This window comes from Amycolatopsis sp. NPDC004169, assembly GCF_040610315.1.
Taxonomy (GTDB): Bacteria; Actinomycetota; Actinomycetes; order Mycobacteriales; family Pseudonocardiaceae; genus Amycolatopsis.
The window spans coordinates 1-21,678 of sequence record NZ_JBEXMD010000042.1; the positions used below are offsets into that span (position 1 = coordinate 1).

The following is a 21,678-nucleotide window of genomic DNA, read 5'->3' on the forward strand; positions in this document are numbered from 1 at the left end:
CGCCTTAGTGTCTGGTGTTCAGTCGTGTGCTGTTCCGTTCTCTTGACAACGTGCCGCCGGCCGTGTTGGGGCTTCGGATCGGGGTTGCGGGGGGTCTGGGCTCCGTGTTGCCGCTTTGGGGTGCTTCGGCTGCCGGTTTTTGTGTTGGTTCGGCCGCCGGTTTGTGGGTGGTCTTCTGCTACTGAACTGGTGCCGGGGTTGTTGCCCGTACGCCCAGTAGTTCCTCTATTGCCGCCACTGCCAGCGTTGCCGCGTTTCCTTCGCCGTACGGGTTTCCCACGTGGGCTGGGCGCAACTCGCCGCTCAGCAGCCTTGCTGCCAGGTCCACTATTCGCGCGGTGTCGGTTCCTGCCAGCCATGCGCAGCCCGCCTCCACCACCTCTGCGCGCTCCGTCACGTCCCTCAGGACCACCACCGGTGTTCCGAACGTCGGTGCTTCCTCCTGGATGCCGCCCGAATCCGTCAGCACCAGCGCCGCCAGGCGCAGGGCCCTCACCAGGTCCGGGTACTCCAGCGGGTCCGTCACCGTCACCCTGGGCAGGCCACTCAGCGCCGCCTCCACCTGGGCGCGGACCTGCGGGTTCGGGTGCGCCGGGAACAGCACTTGCACGTCCGGGTGCTCGGCCACGATCAGCTGCACCGCCGCCAGTGTTCGCTCCAGCGGCTCGCCCCAGGACTCTCGGCGGTGGGACGTCACCAGCACCAGCCGCTCGCCTGCCTCGGCCAGCTCCATCTCCAGCAACGCCAACGCCGTGTCGCGGGCCGGGACGTCGCGGGCCGCTATCTCCAGCACCGCGTCGACCACCGTGTTGCCCGTGACCGCGATTCGTTGCCTTGCCACGCCTTCCTCGCGCAACGCCGCCGCCGCTCCGAGGGTCGGGGCCAGGTGCAGGGCCGCGATGCGGGACACCATCTGCCTCGCGCCCTCCTCCGGGAACGGTGCCGCGAGGTCGTGGGTGCGCAGCCCGGCCTCCAGGTGGACCACCGGGATGCCCAGCCAGAACGCGGCCAGCGCGCCCGCGAGCGTCGTCGTCGTGTCGCCCTGGACGACCAGTGCCGCCGGTGCGGTGCGGCGCAGCACGTCGTCGAGGGCCGGGAGCAGGCCCGCCACCAGCTCGGCCTGGCCGCCGGTCACGCGCGGGGGTACGGCGAGCCATTCGTCCACCGTCAGCCCGAACGGCTCCAGCGCCTGCTCGACCATGCCCGGGTGCTGGCCGCTGTGGACCACGACCGGGCGCAGCACCGGGTGCGCCGCCAGCGCCAGGGCCAGCGGCGCGAGCTTGACGGCCTCCGGCCGCGTCCCGGCCAGCAACATCACGTCCACCCCGTGCCGCCCCTTCTCCACATCGTCCAGTCTCCGGCAAATTCCCGGCAATGGGTGCCGCCGGCGGGGGCCGCCGGCGTGCGAGGGGCACACGCCGGCGGCCCGCTTCTCATTCCCGCGCCCGGGAAAGACGGCGGTTGCGGCGGTGGACGGCGATCAGCGCGACGGTCCCGAGCAGGACCAGGAGCACGCCCAGCGCGAGCCACCACCCGATGTCGGCACCGGTGGCGGCGAGGGTGCCCACCCCGCCACCGGCCACGCCGACCCCGGCGCCCGGCATCCTGTACATCCGGACCTCACTCAGGCTCGAGCGGAACGGCGGCGGGAGATGCGGGTGCCGACCGGCACCGCGATGGCGCCGAGCAGGCCGAGCCCGATCCACAGCCCGGGGCCGGACGCCAGCGGCATCGGCGGTGCGGCCGGGCCGCAGGTCGCCGACGACACGATCACGTCACCCGAGCCGAGCGCCTGCAGCCCTTCGCCGAGCAGCTTCACGTGGACGGCGTTGACCGTGAGGCTGCCGTCGGCGTTCTTGACCTGCTCGTTCAGGGTGATCGTCGCGACGTTGAGCGCGCCGAGGCCGACCTTGATCTGCGTGTTCGCCGCCGGGGTGGCGTCGACCGCGCCGACGCTGCCGAGGTCGGCGCCGACCAGTTTCGTGCTGCCTTCGACGCCCTTCTGGGTCGCGGTGCAGACGGCCTCGACGAGCTTGATGCCGACGTTGCCGAGCGCCGCCTTCAGCAGCGGCAGCCCGACGTCGGCGGTGCTCGCCTTCGCCGTCACCGCACCGGAGTTCTCGTCGCGCTTGGCTTCGGTGTTGATCGCGCCGGCGGTGAGGATGCCCTTCAGGTCGACCTTCGCCAGGCTGCTGCTGGTCGGCCCCGCGGTGTTCGCGGCCGCGAACGGGCCCGCCTTCACCGCGTCCTGGCCGAGCAGCTTGACGTCGACCTTGACGCCGTACGCGGACCCGTCGCCGGGGGCCGCCGAGGCGGGGGCCGCGCCGGCGAGCACGACGCTCGCCACGACCGCGGCGAGCAGTCCGCCGCGGCGCACGAGGGAGCTCTTCATCAAGTGGTCCTCCGAATTCGCTGGATTGATCGGGGGTGCGTGACGGCGGCGCGGATCGAACCGGCTTGCCTCGACTCGGCACGCGGATCGACTATCGCGAAGACCGGCCGGAATAGCACACAAAATTTCCCGAATCACCGGATCGGGTAAGGCTGGACGTCGTTTTCGCTGGTCATTTCGACATCACTCGGATGGCGTAACAAGTTCGCCACAGGTCCAGCCGATTGGGGCGGCTTTTCCACCCCTCCGAGTGGAAAGGCGTGGCACACATGTCCTACGCTCGCCCGGGGTCCGCAGCTTGGTCGGAAAATCGACACCGAGAGGAACGTCGTGGCGGTAGCGAGCGCTCCGAACTCAGGGATGACACGGTTTCCGCTGGTAGTGGCGCTGAGTGCGCTGGCCGCCGCGGGGGTCGTGGTGGTGCTGGCCGAGCGGTTCTACCGCGAGCTGGAAGTGCGTCTCGCCGGCGCGATCCTCGATCTGTTCACTGCATCGGGTGTCTATGTGGCACCCGATCGGGAGTCCGTTTACTTTGGGTTGACCAGTGCTACTCCGTTCGGGTTGAGAATGACGCCGGAATGCTCTTCGGCGTTCCTTTTGCTCCCGCTGCTCGTTGTGACGATGGCCATGGTGTACTTCCGCCCGTCGAATGCGCGGCGGTTGTTCTTTTCGCTCGGCATTTCGGCGGTCGTCGTCGTGCTGGTGAACCAGCTGCGCATTCTGACGATCGTCGGGCTCGTGCACTCCCTCGGCACCGACGAGGGCTACTACTGGGGTCACACGCTGCTCGGTTCGATGGTGAGCGTGTTCGGCGGCGCCGTCTCGATCGTCCTGTTCGTCTGGCTGGCCACCCGGAAGAAGAAGGCATGAGCGTCAAGGTCCTGCTGGCCATCACGCAGGCGTTCGCGCTGACGATGAGCGTGGCGTTCCTCGTCTACGTCGTGGTGATCGTGGTGCCGTACCTGCGCCGCAAACCCGGCCCGGTCGGCGATCCGGCGGACTTCACGTGGCACTTCTTCGTGCCGTGCCGCGACGAGCAGACGGTGATCCGCGAGACCATCCGCTACCTGCGGACCACGTTCCGCCGGGCGCACGTCTGGGTCGTCGACGACGACTCGGAGGACCGCACCGCCCGCGTCGTCCGGATGCTCTGGCGGCGGCACGGCGGCTACGACCCGTACCTGCACCTGGTGCCGCGCGTGCGCCCCGAGGCCCGCACCGGCAAGGGGGACGCGCTGAACGCGGCCTACCGCGCTCTCGACGACTGGATGGGCCCGGACGCGCGCCGCGACGACGTCGTCGTGGTGGTCGTCGACGCCGACGGCCGCCCGGCGCCGAACTGCCTCGAGGTCTGCGCGGCGGACCACCTCTTCGGCGACCCGGAGGTCGGCGCGGTCCAGCTCGACGTGTGGATGGGCAACGCGGGCACGCCACCGCCGAGCCGCCACCCCCTCGGCCGCTGGTTCGGCCTCAAGCTCGCCCAGCTGCAGGACCTGGAGTTCCGCACGGCGATCGCGGCGATCCAGACGTCCCGCGGGTTCACCGGCACGATCTCCATGGGCGGCAACGGCCAGTTCACCCGCCTCACCGCGCTGGACTCGATCGCGGGCGACGCCGAAGAGCCGTGGCGCGGCTCGCTGCTGGAGGACTTCGAGCTCGGCGTCCACCTGCTCACCGCGGGCTGGCGCACCGCGTTCACCCCGGATTCCCACGTGTCGCAGGAAGGTCTGTACAGCCTGCGCCGGTTCCTCGTGCAGCGCACGCGGTGGGGCCAGGGCACCATGCAGTGCGCCCGGTACCTCCGGCGGATCTGGGATTCCCCGCACGTCAGCACGCTCGGCGCGGCGGAGATGATGTACTACCTGGCCCAGCCGTGGCTGCAGCTGCTCGGCTCACTGCTCTACCCGATCCCGTTCATCCTGCTGGTGATCGGCACGACGGGCGACCCGGCACAGATGTGGACGTGGTTCACCGGCGGCGCCTGGATCCTCTTCGCCATCTACGGCTCGTTCGGGCTGCTGCCGTTCCTCGTCTGGGGCCCGATCTACCAGCTGAAGTGCTTGCGCAGCAAGAACATCCTGCGCGGGCTGGGCATGGGCTTCGCCTACGCGCTGTACATCTACACGTTCTACGTGACGTCGTGGCGCGCGCTGTTCCGGCTGGTCCGCGGGCGCAACGGCTGGGCGAAGACGCGCCGCAACACCGAGCAGGCGGCCGGGGTGAAGGTCGCGCTCGACGCGTGAGCGCGACCTCCACCGCCGCGGGTCAGAACGCCGGGACGATCCGGACGTCGTCGGCCTTGACGAAGGCGATCCGGTGCCCGAACTGGATCTGGACGTACTTGAGCTTGCCCTTCACCACCACGTGGTCGGCCGGGTCGAAGGTGGTCGCCCAGTAGTACTCCGAGCCGACCGTGCCGCCCGAGGAGTACTTCTGACCGGCGGCGAGGGTGTACGGCAGCGGCGTGATGGCCTGCACGGTCACGCCGGCCGGGTAGGCCTCCGGCTCGGGGTAGGCGCGGCCGTACACCGGCACGGTCGCCAGGCCGGGCTTCGGCGTCGCGACCCAGCCGATCGCGGGCTTCGCCACCCGGGCACCGCGCGGGTTGTGGAACCAGCCCTTCTGGCCGAGGTACCAGATCGCCGTCCAGTCCCCGCGCACCTCGGCGACGGCGTACCGCTGCCCGGTCGCGGCCCGGCTGCCGACGTCCGAAACGTCCATCGTGGACGGTGAGCCGTCGGTGTGCAGGCCGATGTCCTTCAGCAGCGGCGAAGCCTCACTCGGCTCCGAGTGCAGCACGACGGCTTCCGAGCCGCGCGGGGCGCACGGCGTCCCTGGGCTGTCGCAGCCGGTGAACGCGGGCTGGTTCTTCGCGAAGTCCGGGTCGATGGTGACCAGCGACGAGCCGGGCAGGCCGAACCCGCCGAGCGGCGCGCCCAGCAGGTCGAAGTAGTGCGACCAGTCCCAGTAGGGGCCCGGGTCCCAGTGCATGCCCTTGATGGTCGACGGGACGGTGCCCGGCACGTTGTCGTGGCCGATGATGTGCGCGCGGTCGAGCGGGATGTCGTACTTGCGCGCGAGGTAGCCGACGAGCTTCGCGCTCGAGCGGTACATGGCTTCGGTGTACCAGGTGCCCTTCGCGGCGAAGCCCTCGTGCTCGATGCCGACGGACTTCGCGTTGACGTACCAGTTGCCGGCGTGCCAGGCGACGTCCTTGGTCGGCACGTGCTGCGCGATCAGGCCGTCGTTGGAGCGGATCGTGTAGTGCCAGCTGACGTACGTCGGGTCCTGGGCGAGCTTGAGGACGCTGTCCCAGTAGCCCTCGGTGTCGTGGATGACGATGTGGTCGATCTTCTGGCTGTTCGGCCGGTCGGCCAGGTCGTGGTTGCCGTAGTCGTCGTTCGGCAGCTCCTGGTAGGGGGCCGGGACCGACTCGCACGTCACCCGGCGCGGGCATTCGACGCCCGGCGGGTTCGTCTCGGGGTGCTGGGGGACGACCAGGTCCGGGGCGGCGGCGAGGGTGACCTGCTGGCCGTCGTCGGTGGTCCGGGCGGTGCCGGTCTTGATCGTGTCGAAGACCTCGTCGGCGAAGGTCCGTGCCGCGTCTCCGGTGGACCCGCTGTACTTCGCGACGGCGTCGTACCAGTCGTGGCCGGTGTGGTACTTCGCCAGGAGTGCGGCACCGCCGCGGATGTTCTGGGCCGGGTCGGTGCGCAGCGTCCGCGCGTCGGTCTCGAGGAGCTGGGCGGCCTCGTCGACGGTCTGCAGCGCGGGCGGCGGCACGTCGGGGCCGGCCTGCGGGTGCCGGGCCGGGCGGGCGTCGTCGCCGCGGGGGTCCTCGGTGCCTTCGTCGTGGTGGGTGCCCGTGACACCGGCTTCGCGCAGGTCGGTGAGGTGCATCGGCCCGTAGCCCGCCGACGTGCTCGGCGTGCCGGCGTTGCTGTCCCAGCGCGACTCCAGGTAGGAGACGCCGAGGAGGACGTTCTCCGGGACGCCGAACTCGGCCGCGGCGGCGGCGAAGTCGCGTTGGCGCTGGCCGGTGGGGTCGGCGTGGGCCGGGGCTGCGGCCAGGCCGCTGAGCAGGGCGACGGCGGCCGCGACGGCCGCGGTTCTCGGGATCGGGTGGGACATGGGCGATGAACCCCCAGGGTGCGGGTACCAGAGGTGAGAACCTAACCAGAAACTCACGCCGGAGGTAAGCGGCCGACGGGTGATGGCGGGTCGCGGGTGATGGCCCGCCGGGCGTCCGCCGCGGAGCCGGCGCAGGCTGAAAGAAGCCGGTCAGGCCCGCTGTCCCACGTCGGGTGGACCCTCCTTGCACGACTGGCACTCACGTGGCTAGAGTGCTAATCGCACGGCCCGAACAGCCCCGGCACCCGCGACGGCGGGGGTGGTAGAGCCGTAACCACATCCTGCCAACGCTTTCGACGACCGTGGAGGTCAACCCGGTGAGCGTGAACATCAAGCCGCTCGAGGACAAGATCGTCGTCCAGACGAGCGAGGCCGAGGAGACGACCGCTTCCGGCCTCGTCATCCCCGACACCGCCAAGGAGAAGCCCCAGGAGGGCAAGGTTCTGGCCGTGGGCCCGGGCCGGATCGACGACAAGGGCAACCGCGTCCCGCTCGACGTGAACGTCGGCGACGTCGTCATCTACTCCAAGTACGGCGGCACCGAAGTCAAGTACAACGGCGAGGACTACCTCATCCTCTCCGCCCGCGACGTGCTGGCCGTCATCAACTGACGTCCGCTCCCAGCGCATGACGCCCCGGGCCCCGCACAAGCCGGGGGACGGGGCGTTCTTGCGTTCAAAAGACACCGAAAGGTAAGCGGAACACGCTATGCCCAAGCAGATCAGTTTCGACGAGGACGCTCGTCGCGCGCTGGAGCGCGGGGTGAACAAGCTCGCCGACGCCGTCAAGGTCACCCTCGGCCCGCGCGGCCGCCACGTCGTGCTCGACAAGAAGTTCGGCGGCCCGACCATCACCCTCGACGGTGTCACCGTCGCCCGTGAGATCGAGCTCGACGACCCGTTCGAGAACCTCGGCGCGCAGCTCGCCAAGAGCGTCGCCACCAAGACCAACGACGTCGCGGGCGACGGCACCACCACCGCGACCGTGCTCGCGCAGTCGCTGGTGAAGGTCGGCCTGCGCAACGTCGCGGCCGGCGCGAACCCGACCTCGATCGGCCGCGGCATCGAGGCCGCCGCGGAGAAGGTCATCGAGGTCCTCAAGGCCAAGGCCACCCCGGTCAAGGGCCGCGAGAACATCGCCCAGGTCGGCACCGTGACCTCCCGCGACGCCAACATCGGCGCCCTGCTCGGCGAAGCCGTCGAGAAGGTCGGCGAGGACGGCGTCATCACCATCGAGGAGTCGTCGACCCTGGCGACCGAGCTGGTGATCACCGAGGGCGTCCAGTTCGACAAGGGCTTCCTCTCGGCGCACTTCGCGACCAACCCGGAGGAGCAGAAGGCGATCCTCGAGGACGCCTACGTGCTGCTGCACCGCGAGAAGATCTCGGCGCTGGCCGACCTGCTGCCGGTGCTGGAGAAGGTCGTCGAGGCCAAGAAGCCGCTGCTGATCATCGCCGAGGACGTCGACGGCGAGGCGCTGTCCACCCTCGTGGTGAACTCGCTGCGCAAGACGATCACCGCCGTCGCGGTCAAGGCGCCGTTCTTCGGCGACCGCCGCAAGGCGTTCCTGGACGACCTCGCGGTCGTCACCGGCGGCGAGGTCATCTCCGCGGAGATCGGCCGCAAGCTGTCCGACGTCGACCTCGGCGCGCTGGGCAAGGCCCGCCGGATCGTCGTCACCAAGGACGACACCACGATCGTCGACGGTGCCGGCTCCAAGGACGCCATCGCCGGGCGGGTCGCGCAGATCCGCAAGGAGATCGAGACGACCGACTCCGACTGGGACCGCGAGAAGCTGCAGGAGCGGCTCGCGAAGCTCGGCGGCGGCGTCGCGGTCATCAAGGTCGGCGCGGCCACCGAGACCGAGCTGAACGAGCGCAAGCACCGCATCGAGGACGCCGTGGCTTCGACCAAGGCGGCCGTCGAGGAGGGCATCCTGCCCGGTGGCGGGTCGGCGCTGGTCCACGCGGTCAAGGAGCTCGAGGGCGGCCTTGGCCTCACCGGTGACGAAGCCACCGGCGTCCGGATCGTGAAGGACGCGCTGACGGCGCCGCTGTTCTGGATCGCGACCAACGCGGGCCACGAGGGCGCGGTCATCGTCAACAAGGTGCAGGAGCAGGGCTGGGGCCAGGGCTTCAACGCCGCCACCGGCGAGCTGACCGACCTGCTGGCCGCCGGCATCGTCGACCCGGTCAAGGTGACCCGGTCCGCGGTGGCGAACGCCGCTTCGATCGCGCGGCTCGTGCTGACGACGGAGTCGTCGGTCGTCGAGAAGCCGGCCGAGGAAGAGCCCGCCGCGGCGGGCCACGGCCACTCGCACTGACGCGGTTCCACGGGAACGGGGCGGTACCTCTCGCGAGGTGCCGCCCCGTTTTCGTCTGCCACGCCGACCGGCATGACGACACCAGCGTGGGACGAGGTGGCCGCCGCGATCGCTGCGGCGCCCTACCCGGTGACCGTGCTCGAAACCGACGGCGGCCGCGCGGCCCACTGCCTGCGTGAACTGCGGATCACGACAACGTCGTGGCTGGGCGCCGTCGTCGGCCACACCGGCGGCCTGCTGATCGACCACGGGTGGCTGCGGGTACTCGGCAGCGGTGCGGGCGCGCTGCCCGGCATCCTCGAGCGCGCCGAACCCGGGTCCGGCATCCTGCCGGTGGCTTACGACGTCCTCGGCGGCTCCTACGTCTGGGCCGCGAACCCGGAGGGCCGGCCGACCGTCCACTACTTCGGGCCGGACGTCCTCGAGTGGCAGGACCTCGGCCAGGGCTACGCCGCCTGGCTGCACGCGGTGCTGGCCGGCTCGCTCGACCGGTTCTACGAAACCTTGCGCTGGCCCGGCTGGCCGGACGAGGTCGGCGCGGTCGCCGCCGACCAGGGCATCCACACTTTCCCGCCACCGTGGACAGTCGAAGGCAAGGACCTTGCGACGGTGTCTCGGGCCGTCGTCCCGCTGCCGGAGCTGGTCTCCGTGCACCAGCACGCCGCCCGGCAGCTCTGACCCCTGAACGGCACGGAGGGCGGCACCCCACCCGGTGCCGCCCTCCGATGTCTGTGTTGTGTCCAGCCCGTGGCGCGCTCAGCCGCCGGACATGCTGAGAGCGCGTTTGTCCGACTTGATGATGTGTTCCCGCTCGGACTCCGAGAGCCCGCCCCAGATGCCGTACGGCTCGTGCACGGCCAGCGCGTGGCTGCGGCACATCTCGAGAACCGGGCAGCTCAGGCAGACGGCCTTCGCTCTGGCTTCCCGCCGTGCCCGCGCCGGGCCGCGCTCGCCGTCCGGGTGAAAGAAGGACGCGCTGTCCATCCCCCGGCACGACCCTTCGAGCTGCCAGTCCCACATGTCGGCGTTGGGTCCTGGGAGCCTGCGCGTGTCTGCCATCCTGACCGCCTCCGTCATTCGGTCGATGCCGCTAGCTGCTCTGCTGTGGAGTCGATACTCCATTCGGTGCAACGGCGGTAACGTTAGAAGCGCGCCAATAGTTGTTCAAGCGATTCGGTTCGATTCAGCCGTTAGGCATCCCCCGGATGTGTGAGCAGGGCTTTCGCCTCCGGTTGCCGACGGCGCTGGGTGCCTGGATATTGAGGCTCGTGGGAGCTGGGTCGGGCACCGAAGAACCCACCCTGCCGGTGGCCTCGGTCGCCCGCCGGCTCGGGGTCGCGCCGTCCACCCTCCGAACCTGGGACCGCCGCTACGGACTGGGGCCCAGCCGCCACACGGACGGCCGTCACCGCCGCTACGGCACCTCCGACATCGGCCGCCTCGAACTGATGCAGCGTGCGTTGCTGAGCGGCGCGTCGACGGCCGAGGCGGCGCGCTACGCCCTGGAGCAGATCCCGCGTTCCGGGCCGCCCCAGCCGGAGGAGCCCGCCTCGCCGTCGGAGTCCGCGGTCGGGGACGACGGTCACGAGGTCCGCTCCCGCCTGGCCCGCCGCCTGAGCACGGCGGCACTGGCGATGGACGTCGGCGCGGTCCAGCGGATGCTCGCCGACACCATCGCCGAGCTGGGGGTGCTCCCGGCGTGGACGGGCGTGATCGAGCCGGTCCTGTCGGCGCTCGGAGCCCGGTGGCGCGGCGCGAGCGCGGGGGCGGAGGTGGAGTACCTGCTCGCGGAGTGCGTGTTCGCGGCACTGGTCCGCGCGACCCCGGTGCTCGACGAGCCCCGCAACACCCGCCCGGTCCTCCTCGGCTGCGTCCCGGACGAGCGCGACTCGATGCCGATGTACGCGCTGGCGGCCTCCCTGGCCGGCCGGCGCATCGGCGCGCAGCTGTTCGGGGTGCCGCTGCCGGCGGAGGTGCTGGCGGTGGCGGTCCGCCGCAGCGCACCGGCGGCGGTGGTGCTGTGGGCCAACGGCCGCGGGGTGGCGGACGCACGGCTGTTCGCGAGGGTCTCGCGGGGGAGGCAGCGCAGCCGGTTGTTCGCGTGCGGCCCGGGCTGGGACGCGGGGTCGCTGCCGGACAAGGTGGAGCTGCTCACGGACCTGCCGGCCGCCGCGGACCGCATCGAGCACGTCCTGGTCGGCGCCCGACGGTAGATCGATCATGTTTTTGTCGGTGTGAACCGCTAGAAAGGACGGGTGCACGAACCCGCCCTGAGGGCCGCCGCGTTCGGGAGTGGCCCGCTGCCCGGTCCCGCGGTCGCGCGCGGCTCCGGCCGCCCGCGGGAACGGCTGCTCGCCGCCGTCGTCCTCGGCGCGCAAGGCCGCTACGCCGCCGCGGCCACGCTCCTGGACTCCCTCCGGCGCGGGCGCGACCCGGTGACCGCCTCCCTCGCCGCGAGCACCCTCGCCTCCCACCGGCGGCAGCTGGGCGGGCACCGCCGCGCCCGCGCTCTCGACGGCGAGGCCTTCGCCAAGGTCGCCCACCTGGCCACCAAGCCCGACCCCGACGGCCCCGAGCCGAAGGCGGCCACTCCCCGCCCGCGGACCGCCGCCGGCCGCGAGCCGGTTGCATCCAGTGCGGAAGCAGCCGCGACCGGCCGTGACCCCGACGGTCTCGACGCCCCGGGCGCCCAGGCTGACGCCCTCCTCGGCCTCGCTGCCGACAACCTCGCCTTGGGCCGCCTCACCGCCGCCCGTCGCCTCGCCGAACGGGCCGCCGCCGCCGACCACGGCTGGCGGGCCACCGTGCGCCGCGGCTGGGTGGGCGCCGAAATCGAGCTCGCCGCAGGTCAGGGCGCCGCCGCCGTGCCGCACGCCCGGCTCGCTTTCGAAACCGCGCGCGCCCGGGGTGCCCGGCGGCACACCGTGAAATCCGGGATTGTGCTGGCCGTCGCGCTGAGCGCGGCCGGGGATCCCGATCACCGGAAGATTTCGGACGAGCTTGTCGGAAATGCAATGGCCACCGCGGAGGAATGCGAACTCCTTTCACTTTCGTGGCCGGCGGCGCTCGTCGCGGCCGACCTGCGCCCAGGACACGCCGAGGAGTATCGATTCAGAGTGGCGCAGGTGTTGCACGCAGTGTTACGAAGCGCAGATCCTTGCGGGAGGAGGGTTGCGGGGGAATCACCATGGGTCCCCGTCCCGGGTGGTTGAGCCGTCGGAATGGGGTGTTCCGGCATCCGGGCTAAGAAAGTTCAAAAAAAGCCACCGGATCGTGTCAAGGTTCGGGCTAAAGCGTCCGATAGGGGAAGTGGAATGTCACCCGGCTGCAGGAAGGAAACCCCGTGACGACGGTCTTGATCTGCGACGACCGACGCAGTGTCCGCGAAGGGCTCACCCGAGTGATGTCCGCGGTCCCTGGGGTCAGTCGCATCGACTGCGTAGCGCACGGTGACGAGCTGCTGGCCCGGTACTCCCGTCAGCCCGTCGACGTCGTGCTTGTCGGGACGCAGCGCGCGGTCCCGACGGGTGTCGAAGCCACCCGGCGGCTCGTCTCGGCCAACCCCCAGGCGAACGTCATCGTCTTCGGCGCCCCGGACGACGCGGGCAGCATCGCCGCCGCGATCGCCGGCGGTGCCCGCGGCTACCTCCGCTGGGACGCGTCCCGGCCGGAGCTGGTCGCCGCGCTGGCCCACACCCTGGCGAGCACCTCGGTGCCCGCGCCCCGTCAGCCGTCCGACCCGGGCGTCCAGCTGACCGAGCGCGAGCTTCAGGTGCTCCGCGGGATGAGCCAGGGCAAGAGCAACGGCCAGATCGGCCGCGAGCTCTACCTGTCCGAGGACACGGTCAAGACGCACGCCCGGCGGCTGTTCCGCAAGCTCGGCGTGCGCGACCGCGCGCAGGCCGTCGCGCACGGCTTCCGCCGCGGCCTGGTCAGCTGACCTGCCGCTCTCCCCGTTCCTGACACGGCCGGTTCCCAGGTGACGACGGGCCAGGGCGTTCCGCCCTGGCCCGCACCCGTGTGGTCCCCATCACGGTCCGGCGTTCGACGTGGCGGATCCCCGCCTCACCACCCCGCCCCTCCGGCGGATCTCGTACCCGCAACCGGGCTCGCTCGTTGAAACGGCGACCCGGACCGCGGGTCTGCAGAGTGAACCGTATTTTCGCGGCCCCCGCCGCCGCGGCGCGCCCGGGTGCACCGCGCGCGCCGGTCCGGTGGGAGCCGACGGTACGGTAACGGTCACCGGTGCGCGGTGGAGGCGACCACGGGCCGGGTTCTCTGCACACCTACACGTAACACTGGGACTGTTGTCTGCGATGGCCAATGTGGGGGATGGACTGGATGAGCCGGTCGCCGCTGCTGTCGAGGGAGATCCCCAGGCAGTGGAGCGGCTGCTGGCGGCTATCCGTCCACTGGTAGTGCGGTATTGCCGCGCCCGGGTTGGCAGGCAGGAGCGATCGTTCGCTTCGGCGGACGACGTTGCGCAGGAGGTGTGTCTCGCGGTGCTAACGGCATTGCCCTCGTACCGCGATCAAGGCCGCCCTTTTCTGGCCTTCGTCTACGGGATCGCCCAGCACAAGGTCGCCGACGCGCACCGCGCGGCGGCGCGCAACCGAGCCGAACCGGTGGCCGAGATCCCTGACGAGGTCGAGGGCGGGGTCGGTCCCGAGCAGCGGGCGCTGCAAGGTGAGCTGAACGAGCGGATGTCCCAGTTGTTGCAGGTGCTGCCGGACAAGCAGCGGGAGATCGTGGTGCTGCGCGTGGTCGTCGGCCTGTCGGCGGAGGAGACCGCGGATGCGGTCGGCTCCACCCCCGGCGCCGTCCGCGTCGCCCAGCACCGCGCCCTCGCGCGGCTGAGAAAGGTCCTGGCCGCGGAGGAGGTGATCTGAGTGACCGGTCACGAGAGATTCGATCCGGACGACGTCTTCGGCAGTGGCCTGACGGCGTCGGAGGCGGAGTTCGCCGCCGACCTGTCGGCCGTCCAAGCCGATGACGCGCTGCTCGACGCGCTGGGCGGATCCGACCCGGCGCTGGCCGACGGTCTCGGCGACCAGGAGCTCAACGCGTTGCTGGTGGCGTGGCGAAGAGACATCGACAGCGAGCCGCTGGCCGAGCTCGTCGACGTCGACACCGCCGTGCGCACCGTCAGTACCGCCGCCATGGCCAAGCGGCACGCTTCGAGCGGACGCCGCCGCAGGCTGCTCGTCCCGGTCGCCGTCGCCGCCGCCGTGCTGGCGATCGCGTTCACCGGCACCGGGCTGGCCGCGCGCTCCGCGCAACCCGGCGACACGCTGTGGGGCCTCGCGAAGGTCCTGTACGCCGACCACACCCGTTCCGTCGAGGCGGCTGCCACGGCGAAGCTCGACCTCGAAAAAGCCAACCTCGCCATCGCCGGCGGCAACCTCGACGCCGCCCGCCAGGCCCTCCAGGACGCCCAGGCCGCCCTGTCGCAGGTGACCGACGAGGAGAACCGCGACCAGCTGATGGAGCAGCACCGGCAGCTCGCCGCGCAGCTGCAGAACCCGGAGGCACCGGTACAGGGCCCGATCCAGACCTCGATTCCGACGCCGTCGCCGGGCGCCCCGTCGAGCCAGGTGCCGCCGGCCGGTTCGGCGTCGTCGCTCCCGGGCAGCGGCAGCGGCACCACGAGCCTGCCGGGCAGCGCGAGCGCGACCCCGACGCCCCCGCCGCCGACCACCACGCCGCCCCCGACCACGAGCCCGGCACCGCCGACCACCACCGGCGCCACCGGGAACGAGCCGGGCACGCCGCGCAGCGAGTCCTCGGGTGGCCAGTCGCAGGGCGTCGGCGAGACGCCGTAGGACGGACAGCGAAAAGCCCTGGTGGGGAAACTCACCAGGGCTTTTCTTCGTCTTGTGGGGAGGCGCTCAGTAGGCGCTCTCGTTGGCCGTTACGCCGTCGGCGAACCCGCGGCAGTAGTCCCAGCTGACGTAGTCGCCGGGGTTCGGGTCGTAGGCGGGCTCGTGCGGCCGCATCCGGCCGTCGGCCAGCAGCTGCTCCAGGCTGGCGCGCAGCAGGTGCCAGTCGTGGTAGTGCGGTTCGTCGCATTCACCGCAGTCGACGACGATCCCGCGGACACCGCGGGGTTCGAGCAGGGCCTGGTAGACGGCCAGATCCGAGAGATCGGCCAGCAGTTCGGTGCGTTCGGAGTCGCTGATCGGCTCGTCCAGCCGGTCCTCGGGGTCTCCGAATGCGCGGGCCGGGTCGTCCGGGTCGTCCGCGAACGGGTCTGGAGGCAGGACATCGTGCGCCACGGCCTGCACGGTACCCGGCGGCCCCGCCGGCCCGCCCACCGCCCGGGGCGGGCGGCGAGCGGCGGATATCATGAGGGGAAGGCTCCGAGTCGCCGTTGATCGAACACAGCGACACGCTCATCCCGCGCCAGGAAGGCCCTTCACCCGCTATGACCAGCGACGGCATCTCCGCCCCCGTTCCGGCCAAGTTCGCCATGCTCGGCCTGACCTTCGACGACGTGCTGCTGCTGCCGGCCGAATCGGACGTCGTGCCGAGCACCGTCGACACGAGCTCCCGGCTGACCCGGAACATCACCCTCGGCATCCCGCTGGTGTCCGCGGCGATGGACACCGTCACCGAGGCGCGGATGGCCATCGCGATGGCCCGCCAGGGCGGCATCGGCGTCCTCCAGCGCAACCTGCCGATCGACGAGCAGGCCGCCGCGGTCGAGGTCGTCAAGCGGTCCGAGGCCGGCATGGTCACCGACCCGGTCACCTGCTCGCCGGACGCGACGCTGGCCGAGGTCGACGCCCTGTGCGCGAAGTTCCGCATCTCCGGCGTGCCGGTGACCGACGCGGCCGGGACGCTGGTGGGCATCATCACCAACCGCGACATGCGGTTCGAGGTCGACCACAGCCGCCCGGTGTCCGAGGTGATGACGAAGGCGCCGCTGGTCACCGCCCAGGTCGGGGTGTCGGCGGACGCCGCGCTCGGCCTGCTGCGCCGGCACAAGATCGAAAAGCTGCCGATCGTCGACGGCGCGGGCAAGCTCCGCGGCCTGATCACGGTCAAGGACTTCGTGAAGACCGAGCAGTACCCGAAGGCGACGAAGGACCCGGACGGCCGGCTCATCGTCGGCGCCGCGGTCGGCGTCGGCGTCGACGGGCACAAGCGCGCGATGACGCTCGCCGAAGCCGGCGTCGACGTGCTGATGGTCGACACCGCGCACGGCCACTCCCGCTCGGTCGTCGAAACGGTCTCGCTGCTGAAGAAGGAGCTGGGCGAGTCGGTCGACATCGTCGGCGGCAACGTCGCGACCCGGGCCGGCGCGCAGGCGCTGGTCGACGCGGGCGCGGACGGCATCAAGGTCGGCGTCGGCCCCGGCTCCATCTGCACCACCCGGATCGTGGCGGGCGTCGGCGTCCCGCAGATCTCGGCCATCTACGAGGCCGACCAGGCCGCGCGCCCGGCAGGCATCCCGGTGATCGGCGACGGCGGCATCCAGTACTCGGGCGACATCGCGAAGGCCATCGCGGCCGGCGCGTCCACGGTGATGCTGGGCAGCCTGCTCGCCGGCACCGCCGAGTCGCCGGGCGACCTGATCCTGGTCAACGGCAAGCAGTTCAAGGTCTACCGCGGCATGGGCTCGCTGGGCGCGATGCAGTCCCGCGGCCAGGGCAAGTCCTACTCGAAGGACCGCTACGCCCAGGACGACGTGCTCAACGAGGACAAGCTGGTCCCCGAGGGCATCGAGGGCCGGATCCCGTTCCGCGGCCCGCTGGCCAACGTCGTCCACCAGCTGGTCGGCGGCCTGCGCGCGGGCATGGGGTACGCGGGTGCCGAGACGATCGCGCAGCTGCAGGAGGCGCAGCTGGTCCGGATCACCGCGGCCGGGCTCAAGGAGAGCCACCCGCACGACATCACGATGACCGTGGAAGCGCCCAACTACACGACCCGCTAGGTCTTGGGGGAAGCGCCCACTGTGACACCCACCTGCTGAGACAGCCCGATCGGACATTCCGCCGGCCCTCCTCGATCGCGAAACTGGGTTTCCAGCGATCGAGGAGGGCAGCGGAATGGCGGTTTCGCGACGGGTGGTGGCGGTGGCGGCCGCGTCGGCGGTTCTGGGGCTCGGCGGCGGCGTAGCGGCGTCGGCGGCTCCGAGCACCGCGCAGACGGTCCAGGTGTCGTCTCCCGGGGAGATCTGGAAGCGCACCGAGCTGTTCTTCGGCACCGCCAAGCCGGACGGCACCGAGGTGACCGACAAGGAGTTCGCGGAGTTCTCCGACCGCGAGATCACCCCGGCGTTCCCGGACGGCTTCACCCGCCTCGACGGCAGCGGCCAGTGGCGCGGCGGGTCGGGGACGATCGTGCGGGAGCACACGCACGTGATCGTGCTGCTCTACCCGTTCGCGAACCGGGACGCCGAACGGCAGATCGAAGAGGTCCGCGCCGACTACAAGAAGCAGTTCCGGCAGGAGTCGGTACTGCGTTCGGATTCCGTGGAGAAGGTCTCGTTCTGAGTTCCGGTGACCTAGCGTGCTTACGGTAATCGGCCTATCGCCTTGCGTGGCAGTCGTGGTGTGCACTAGGACACATGACGGTCCTGCGCAGAGGGTTCTTCACGGCCGTCGCCCTGGTGTCCCTCTTCCTCGGCGGCGTGGTGTGCCTGATGTGCCAGGTCCTGGCCGGGCGCGACGCGCCGACCTACCGCGTCGAGGGGCACGTGGTGTCCCACACGCGCGGCGAGCTCCCGGTGGGCGGCTACCAGGACGCGGAGAGCCACACCGTCGAGGTCGACGCCGCGGGCGGCCGGAACTACCGCGTCACGGCGGTGGATTCCGGCCTTGACCTCCCGGTCGGCCAGCCGGTGACGCTCGACGTCTCGACGGCTGACGGCAGCATCGCCTACCTGCGCGCGGGCGGCAGCGTGGTCGACCTGCGCCCGGGCGTGGTCCGCCCGGTCCTGCTGATCGTCGCCAGCCTGCTGGCGCTCGGCGCGGTGTACTTCGGCGCGGTCCGGCTCAACGTGTACCCGCCGGTGGCGACCTGGCTGGCCCTCGCGCTGGGCGCGCTGCTGGCGCCGGTCGCGGTGTTCGTGCGGGTGTAGCCGTGGACAGGGGACTGCCGGCCGCGCTGTGCGGGCTGGCCGCCGGGGCCGTGCTGACCACCGCGACGTGCTGGCTGCTCGAGGCGGCCGGGCCGGTCGAGCGCGAAGAGGCTGTCGTGGTGACGCGGCACCGGGCGCCGCCGGGTGAGCCGGCCGCCTACCGCCTCGTCCTGCGGACGGCCTCCGGCGAGCGCCTCGAGGCCTCGGGCCACGACAAGAACTTCGACCTGCGGCCGGCGCAGCCGGTCCTGCTGGAAATCTCCGAAGTCGGACGGGCGGTGCGGGCGATCGAGGTCGACCGGCACCGCGTGCCGGTCGACGCCGAGGTCCTCCGGATCCTCCTGGCCGCGCTGTTCGGGGCCGGGCTGCTGGCCGGTGCGCTGGTCCTCGTCGCCGACAGCGGCCGTCGAGTGGTCGCGGCGGTGAGCACGGCGGTGGCCCTGGGGGCGGGCGCACTGCCCGTGTTGCTGCTGTTGTAACCCCCGTGCGCGGGTCACCCACGCGGCCTAGCGACAATGGGGCACGGCAGATTGTCGTCGGCGGAGGAGGCTTCACGTGCGGGACCTGGTCGAGATCGGGATGGGCCGCACCGCGCGGCGGGCGTATGACCTCGACGACGTCGAGATCGTGCCGTCGCGGCGGACTCGCTCGTCCTCGGTGGTGTCCACCTCCTGGCAGATCGACGCCTACCGCTTCGACCTGCCGCTCGTCACGCACCCGACCGACGCGATCGTCTCGCCCGGCACCGCGGTCGCCGTCGGCGAGCTCGGCGGCCTGGGCGTGCTCAACGCCGAGGGTCTCTGGGCGCGGCACGCGAACGTCGAGGACGCCATCTTCCAGCTGGTCCGCGCGGCCGAGGACCTCGAGGACCCGACCGCGGTCGGCCGCGTGCTGCAGGAGCTGCACGCCGCGCCGATCCGGCTCGACCTGCTCACCGAGGCGATCAAGACGGTCCGCGAGTCCGGCGTCACGGTGGCCGCGCGGGTCAGCCCGCAGCACGCCGCCGAGCTGACCCCGGACCTGATCGCGGCCGGCGTCGAGATCCTGGTCGTGCAGGGCACGATCATCTCCGCCGAGCACGTCCAGCGCGACGCCGAGCCGCTGAACCTCAAGGAGTTCATCGGCCGCCTCGACGTGCCGGTCATCGCCGGCGGCGTCAGCGACTACCGCACCGCGATGCACCTCATGCGCACCGGCGCGGCCGGTGTCATCGTCGGCCACGGCTACACACCGGGCGTGACGAGCACCGACCGCGTGCTCGGCATCGGCGTCCCGATGGCCACCGCGATCATCGACGCCGCGGCCGCCCGCCGCGACTACCTCGACGAGACCGGCGGCCGGTACGTGCACGTGCTCGCCGACGGCGGCATGACGGTGTCGGGCGACATCGCCAAGGCCATCGCGTGCGGCGCGGACGCCGTCATGCTCGGTTCACCGCTGGCCGCCGCCTCCGACGCGCCCGGGCAGGGCCTGTACTGGACGGCGGCCGCGGCGCACCCGTCCCTGCCGCGCTCCCGCGTGGCGGCGGGCCCCGACTACGCCGTGGACCTCAAAACCCTGCTGTTCGGGCCGTCGTCCGACGCGGAAGGCGTGGTGAACCTGTTCGGGGCGCTCCGCCGCGCGATGGCGAAGACGGGTTACTCGGACCTCAAGGAGTTCCAGCGGGTGGGCCTCACCGTCCGGCGGTGAGGTGGCGGAGGAACGCGGCGAAGGCGGCCGTGGAGTAGACGAGGACCGGCCGGGGCACCGCCTGTTTGGTGTCCCGGACCCCGACCACGCCGGGACCGCCGCCGATCTCGACGCAGGCGTTCTCTTCGAAGTGGCTGTGGCTCGACTTGCGCCAACCGGTGAGCGTTCGTGGGCTCATCTGGTGACTCCCGCCCTTGTGCCCCGACCGGCGGTGATTCGCCGACGTGGACATCGACCACCATTGAGATTACCCACTGTTGTCGTCCGACAACCATAACCGGCGAGTAACTTACCTCTGGTCAGAACGCGGAGCCGGGGTTACGCTCCAGGTGTGACTGCCAGTAACACCACCACCAGTGCGGGTGGCCCCGACTACGACGTCGTCGTGGTGGGGTCGGGGTTCGGCGGCAGCGTCGCGGCGCTGCGGCTCACCGAAAAGGGCTACCGGGTAGCCGTCGTCGAGGCGGGCCGGCGGTTCGCCGACGACGAGTTCGCGAAGACCTCGTGGGACCTCAAGCGCTACCTGTGGGCGCCGCAGGTCGGCTGCTACGGGATCCAGCGCATCCACATGCTCAACGACGTGATGGTGCTGGCCGGCGCCGGCGTCGGCGGTGGTTCGCTGGTCTACGCGAACACGCTGTACCGGCCGCTCAAGCCGTTCTACCGCGACCGGCAGTGGGCGCACATCACCGACTGGGAGGCCGAGCTCGCCCCGCACTACGACCAGGCGAGCCGGATGCTGGGCGTGGTCACGAACCCGACGATCACACCGTCGGACGTCGTGATGCGCGAGGTCGCGAAGGACATGGGGGTCGCGGATTCGTTCCACCCGACGCCGGTCGGGGTGTACTTCGGCAAGCCGGGGGAGCGGGGCGCGGACCCGTACTTCGGCGGCGCCGGCCCCCAGCGCGTGGGCTGCACCGAGTGCGGCTCGTGCATGACCGGCTGCCGCGTCGGGGCGAAGAACACGCTGGTCAAGAACTACCTGTACCTGGCGGAGCAGGACGGCGCCCACGTCATCCCGCTGACCACGGTGACTTCGGTGCGGCCGATCGACGGCGGTTACGAGGTCTCGTTGAAGAAGACGGGGACGACGTCCCGCCGCTTCCGGACGACGATCACGGCCGAGAAGGTCGTCTTCGCCGCGGGGACGTGGGGCACCCAGAACCTGCTGCACAAGCTGAAGGACACGGGCACGCTGCCGCGGTTGTCCCGCAGGCTCGGCGAGCTCACCCGCACGAACTCCGAGGCGATCATCGGCGCGGCCCGGACCGACGTCGACGAGAGCCGGAACTTCAGCCGCGGCGTCGCGATCACGTCGTCGATCCACCCGGACGAAAACACCCACATCGAGCCGGTGCGCTACGGCAAGGGCAGCAACGCGATGAGCCTGCTGCAGACGATCGCGACCGACGGCGCCTCGCCGGTGCCGCGCTGGCGGCAGGCGGTCACGTTCATGCTCAAGCACCCGGTGCAGGCGGCGAAGCTGCTCAACGGCTACCGCTGGAGCGAGCGCACGGTGATCCTGCTGGTGATGCAGAGCCTGGACAACTCGATCACGACGTACACCCGCCGCGGGCTGTTCGGCCGCCGCAAGTACACGTCGAAGCAGGGCCACGGAGAGCCGAACCCGAGCTTCATCCCGGCCGGCCACGAGGCGAACGAGCGCACGGCCGACCACATCGGCGGCATCGCGGGCGGAACGTGGGGCGAGATCTTCGACATCCCCCTGACGGCCCACTTCATCGGCGGCGTCCCGATCGGCGCCACGGCGGAGGAGGGCGTGATCGACCCGTACCACCGCGTGTTCGGCTACCCGGGTTTGTCGGTGGTGGACGGCGCGGCGATCACGGCCAACCTGGGCGTGAACCCATCGCTGACGATCACGGCCCAGGCGGAGCGCGCGTTCTCCCTCTGGCCGAACAAGGGCGAGGAGGACCTGCGGCCTTCGCAGGACGCGCCTTACGTGCGGTTGGAGCCGATCGCACCGAAGAACCCGGCGGTCCCCGCGGACGCCCCGGCGGCCTTGCGACGGTCTTCTTAGTCGCCGCTCTTCGTC

At 71.2% G+C, this 21,678-nt stretch carries 23 protein-coding genes; 16 read left to right on the forward strand and 7 right to left on the reverse strand.

Translation table 11 applies throughout. The features are described 5' to 3' along the window. Positions 1-178: 178 nt before the first annotated feature. The 3 genes from wecB to ABZX11_RS38450 form a co-directional block, all read right to left on the reverse strand. The gene (gene wecB / locus ABZX11_RS38440) at positions 179-1,324 is read right to left on the reverse strand and encodes a UDP-N-acetylglucosamine 2-epimerase (non-hydrolyzing) (protein ID WP_354923012.1); all 1,146 of its coding nucleotides are present in this window, start codon (positions 1,322-1,324) and stop codon (positions 179-181) included. A gap of 109 nt (positions 1,325-1,433) precedes the next feature. Further along, entirely contained in the window at positions 1,434-1,613 is a 180-nt protein-coding gene (locus ABZX11_RS38445; protein WP_354922874.1) for an LPXTG cell wall anchor domain-containing protein, read from the reverse strand. 11 nt (positions 1,614-1,624) lie between these two features. Beyond that, entirely contained in the window at positions 1,625-2,392 is a 768-nt protein-coding gene (locus tag ABZX11_RS38450; RefSeq protein WP_354922877.1) for a choice-of-anchor P family protein, read from the reverse strand. A 360-nt stretch (positions 2,393-2,752) separates the two neighbouring features. Here ABZX11_RS38450 and xrtP point away from each other — a divergent pair, with 360 nt between their 5' ends. Both xrtP and ABZX11_RS38460 read left to right on the forward strand, forming a co-directional pair. Then, positions 2,753-3,262, forward strand: a complete 510-nt coding sequence (gene xrtP / locus ABZX11_RS38455; RefSeq protein ID WP_354923015.1) for an exosortase P — start codon at positions 2,753-2,755, stop codon at positions 3,260-3,262. Beyond that, positions 3,259-4,635, forward strand: a complete 1,377-nt coding sequence (locus ABZX11_RS38460) for a glycosyltransferase family 2 protein (RefSeq protein ID WP_354922880.1) — start codon at positions 3,259-3,261, stop codon at positions 4,633-4,635. Before xrtP ends, ABZX11_RS38460 begins: the two co-directional genes overlap by 4 nt. 22 nt (positions 4,636-4,657) lie before the next feature. On the opposite strand, the gene ABZX11_RS38465 is transcribed toward ABZX11_RS38460, so the two are convergent. Beyond that, complete coding sequence (locus ABZX11_RS38465; RefSeq protein ID WP_354922883.1) at positions 4,658-6,523, reverse strand: N-acetylmuramoyl-L-alanine amidase; 1,866 nt, start codon at positions 6,521-6,523, stop codon at positions 4,658-4,660. 317 nt (positions 6,524-6,840) lie between these two features. On the opposite strand from ABZX11_RS38465, the gene groES reads away from it, so the two are divergent. The 3 genes from groES (at position 6,841) to ABZX11_RS38480 (ending at position 9,523) form a co-directional block, all read left to right on the forward strand. Continuing rightward, positions 6,841-7,134, forward strand: coding sequence for a co-chaperone GroES (groES, locus tag ABZX11_RS38470; RefSeq protein ID WP_004559922.1), 294 nt, complete (start codon positions 6,841-6,843; stop codon positions 7,132-7,134). A 97-nt stretch (positions 7,135-7,231) separates the two neighbouring features. Beyond that, on the forward strand, positions 7,232-8,845 hold the full coding sequence (gene groL, locus ABZX11_RS38475; RefSeq protein ID WP_176173225.1) for a chaperonin GroEL: 1,614 nt from the start codon (positions 7,232-7,234) through the stop codon (positions 8,843-8,845). Positions 8,846-8,917: 72 nt separating this feature from the next. Next, positions 8,918-9,523, forward strand: coding sequence for a DUF2625 family protein (locus tag ABZX11_RS38480; protein WP_354922886.1), 606 nt, complete (start codon positions 8,918-8,920; stop codon positions 9,521-9,523). Positions 9,524-9,601: 78 nt separating this feature from the next. Here the strand turns inward: ABZX11_RS38480 and ABZX11_RS38485 are convergent, their stop codons facing one another. Further along, complete coding sequence (locus ABZX11_RS38485; RefSeq protein WP_033261506.1) at positions 9,602-9,904, reverse strand: WhiB family transcriptional regulator; 303 nt, start codon at positions 9,902-9,904, stop codon at positions 9,602-9,604. Positions 9,905-10,113: 209 nt separating this feature from the next. Between ABZX11_RS38485 and ABZX11_RS38490 the strand changes: the two genes are divergently transcribed. From ABZX11_RS38490 to ABZX11_RS38510, 5 genes are all read left to right on the forward strand, one after another. Further along, entirely contained in the window at positions 10,114-11,058 is a 945-nt protein-coding gene (locus tag ABZX11_RS38490) for a MerR family transcriptional regulator (protein WP_254897000.1), read from the forward strand. 42 nt (positions 11,059-11,100) lie between these two features. Continuing rightward, entirely contained in the window at positions 11,101-12,057 is a 957-nt protein-coding gene (locus ABZX11_RS38495) for a hypothetical protein (RefSeq protein WP_354922891.1), read from the forward strand. A gap of 131 nt (positions 12,058-12,188) precedes the next feature. Then, complete coding sequence (locus tag ABZX11_RS38500) at positions 12,189-12,785, forward strand: response regulator transcription factor (protein ID WP_003073605.1); 597 nt, start codon at positions 12,189-12,191, stop codon at positions 12,783-12,785. A 376-nt stretch (positions 12,786-13,161) separates the two neighbouring features. Beyond that, positions 13,162-13,734, forward strand: coding sequence for a sigma-70 family RNA polymerase sigma factor (locus ABZX11_RS38505; protein WP_026468912.1), 573 nt, complete (start codon positions 13,162-13,164; stop codon positions 13,732-13,734). After that, positions 13,735-14,667, forward strand: a complete 933-nt coding sequence (locus ABZX11_RS38510) for an anti-sigma-D factor RsdA (RefSeq protein ID WP_354922893.1) — start codon at positions 13,735-13,737, stop codon at positions 14,665-14,667. It abuts the gene before it with no gap. A 66-nt stretch (positions 14,668-14,733) separates the two neighbouring features. Here the strand turns inward: ABZX11_RS38510 and ABZX11_RS38515 are convergent, their stop codons facing one another. Then, positions 14,734-15,129 (reverse strand): DUF5319 domain-containing protein, encoded by a 396-nt coding sequence (locus ABZX11_RS38515; RefSeq protein WP_003073549.1) that lies wholly within the window; start codon positions 15,127-15,129, stop codon positions 14,734-14,736. A gap of 140 nt (positions 15,130-15,269) precedes the next feature. On the opposite strand from ABZX11_RS38515, the gene guaB reads away from it, so the two are divergent. From guaB to ABZX11_RS38540, 5 genes are all read left to right on the forward strand, one after another. Next, complete coding sequence (gene guaB / locus ABZX11_RS38520) at positions 15,270-16,781, forward strand: IMP dehydrogenase (RefSeq protein WP_176173221.1); 1,512 nt, start codon at positions 15,270-15,272, stop codon at positions 16,779-16,781. A 115-nt stretch (positions 16,782-16,896) separates the two neighbouring features. Beyond that, positions 16,897-17,343, forward strand: a complete 447-nt coding sequence (locus tag ABZX11_RS38525; RefSeq protein ID WP_176173220.1) for a DUF3574 domain-containing protein — start codon at positions 16,897-16,899, stop codon at positions 17,341-17,343. A gap of 74 nt (positions 17,344-17,417) precedes the next feature. Continuing rightward, a complete protein-coding gene (locus ABZX11_RS38530; RefSeq protein WP_176173219.1) occupies positions 17,418-17,930 on the forward strand; it encodes a hypothetical protein in 513 nt (170 codons plus the stop codon). A 2-nt stretch (positions 17,931-17,932) separates the two neighbouring features. Next, positions 17,933-18,409, forward strand: coding sequence for a hypothetical protein (locus ABZX11_RS38535; protein WP_354922898.1), 477 nt, complete (start codon positions 17,933-17,935; stop codon positions 18,407-18,409). Between the two features lie 76 nt (positions 18,410-18,485). After that, entirely contained in the window at positions 18,486-19,619 is a 1,134-nt protein-coding gene (locus ABZX11_RS38540; protein ID WP_013222686.1) for a GuaB3 family IMP dehydrogenase-related protein, read from the forward strand. On the opposite strand, the gene ABZX11_RS38545 is transcribed toward ABZX11_RS38540, so the two are convergent. Then, a complete protein-coding gene (locus ABZX11_RS38545; protein WP_176173217.1) occupies positions 19,603-19,797 on the reverse strand; it encodes a DUF397 domain-containing protein in 195 nt (64 codons plus the stop codon). The two genes, ABZX11_RS38540 and ABZX11_RS38545, sit on opposite strands and share 17 nt — an antisense overlap. Positions 19,798-19,950: 153 nt before the next feature. Between ABZX11_RS38545 and ABZX11_RS38550 the strand changes: the two genes are divergently transcribed. Beyond that, positions 19,951-21,663 carry a GMC family oxidoreductase gene (locus ABZX11_RS38550; RefSeq protein ID WP_354922902.1) on the forward strand — a complete coding sequence of 571 codons (1,713 nt, stop codon included), beginning with the start codon at positions 19,951-19,953 and terminating at the stop codon, positions 21,661-21,663. The last annotated feature ends 15 nt before the right edge of the window (positions 21,664-21,678 follow it).

What these genes read in the sequence shown, in the direction of transcription:
- groL (WP_176173225.1), top strand. Translation starts at nt 7,232, where the DNA reads ATGCCCAAGCAGATCAGTTTCGACGAGGACGCTCGTCGCGCGCTGGAG.
- ABZX11_RS38460 (WP_354922880.1), top strand. Translation starts at nt 3,259, where the DNA reads ATGAGCGTCAAGGTCCTGCTGGCCATCACGCAGGCGTTCGCGCTGACG.
- ABZX11_RS38505 (WP_026468912.1), top strand. Translation starts at nt 13,162, where the DNA reads ATGGCCAATGTGGGGGATGGACTGGATGAGCCGGTCGCCGCTGCTGTC.
- ABZX11_RS38545 (WP_176173217.1), bottom strand. Translation starts at nt 19,797, where the DNA reads ATGAGCCCACGAACGCTCACCGGTTGGCGCAAGTCGAGCCACAGCCAC.
- ABZX11_RS38445 (WP_354922874.1), bottom strand. Translation starts at nt 1,613, where the DNA reads ATGTACAGGATGCCGGGCGCCGGGGTCGGCGTGGCCGGTGGCGGGGTG.
- ABZX11_RS38465 (WP_354922883.1), bottom strand. Translation starts at nt 6,523, where the DNA reads ATGTCCCACCCGATCCCGAGAACCGCGGCCGTCGCGGCCGCCGTCGCC.
- ABZX11_RS38530 (WP_176173219.1), top strand. Translation starts at nt 17,418, where the DNA reads ATGACGGTCCTGCGCAGAGGGTTCTTCACGGCCGTCGCCCTGGTGTCC.
- ABZX11_RS38450 (WP_354922877.1), bottom strand. Translation starts at nt 2,392, where the DNA reads ATGAAGAGCTCCCTCGTGCGCCGCGGCGGACTGCTCGCCGCGGTCGTG.
- xrtP (WP_354923015.1), top strand. Translation starts at nt 2,753, where the DNA reads ATGACACGGTTTCCGCTGGTAGTGGCGCTGAGTGCGCTGGCCGCCGCG.
- ABZX11_RS38480 (WP_354922886.1), top strand. Translation starts at nt 8,918, where the DNA reads ATGACGACACCAGCGTGGGACGAGGTGGCCGCCGCGATCGCTGCGGCG.
- ABZX11_RS38485 (WP_033261506.1), bottom strand. Translation starts at nt 9,904, where the DNA reads ATGGCAGACACGCGCAGGCTCCCAGGACCCAACGCCGACATGTGGGAC.
- ABZX11_RS38525 (WP_176173220.1), top strand. Translation starts at nt 16,897, where the DNA reads ATGGCGGTTTCGCGACGGGTGGTGGCGGTGGCGGCCGCGTCGGCGGTT.
- guaB (WP_176173221.1), top strand. Translation starts at nt 15,270, where the DNA reads ATGACCAGCGACGGCATCTCCGCCCCCGTTCCGGCCAAGTTCGCCATG.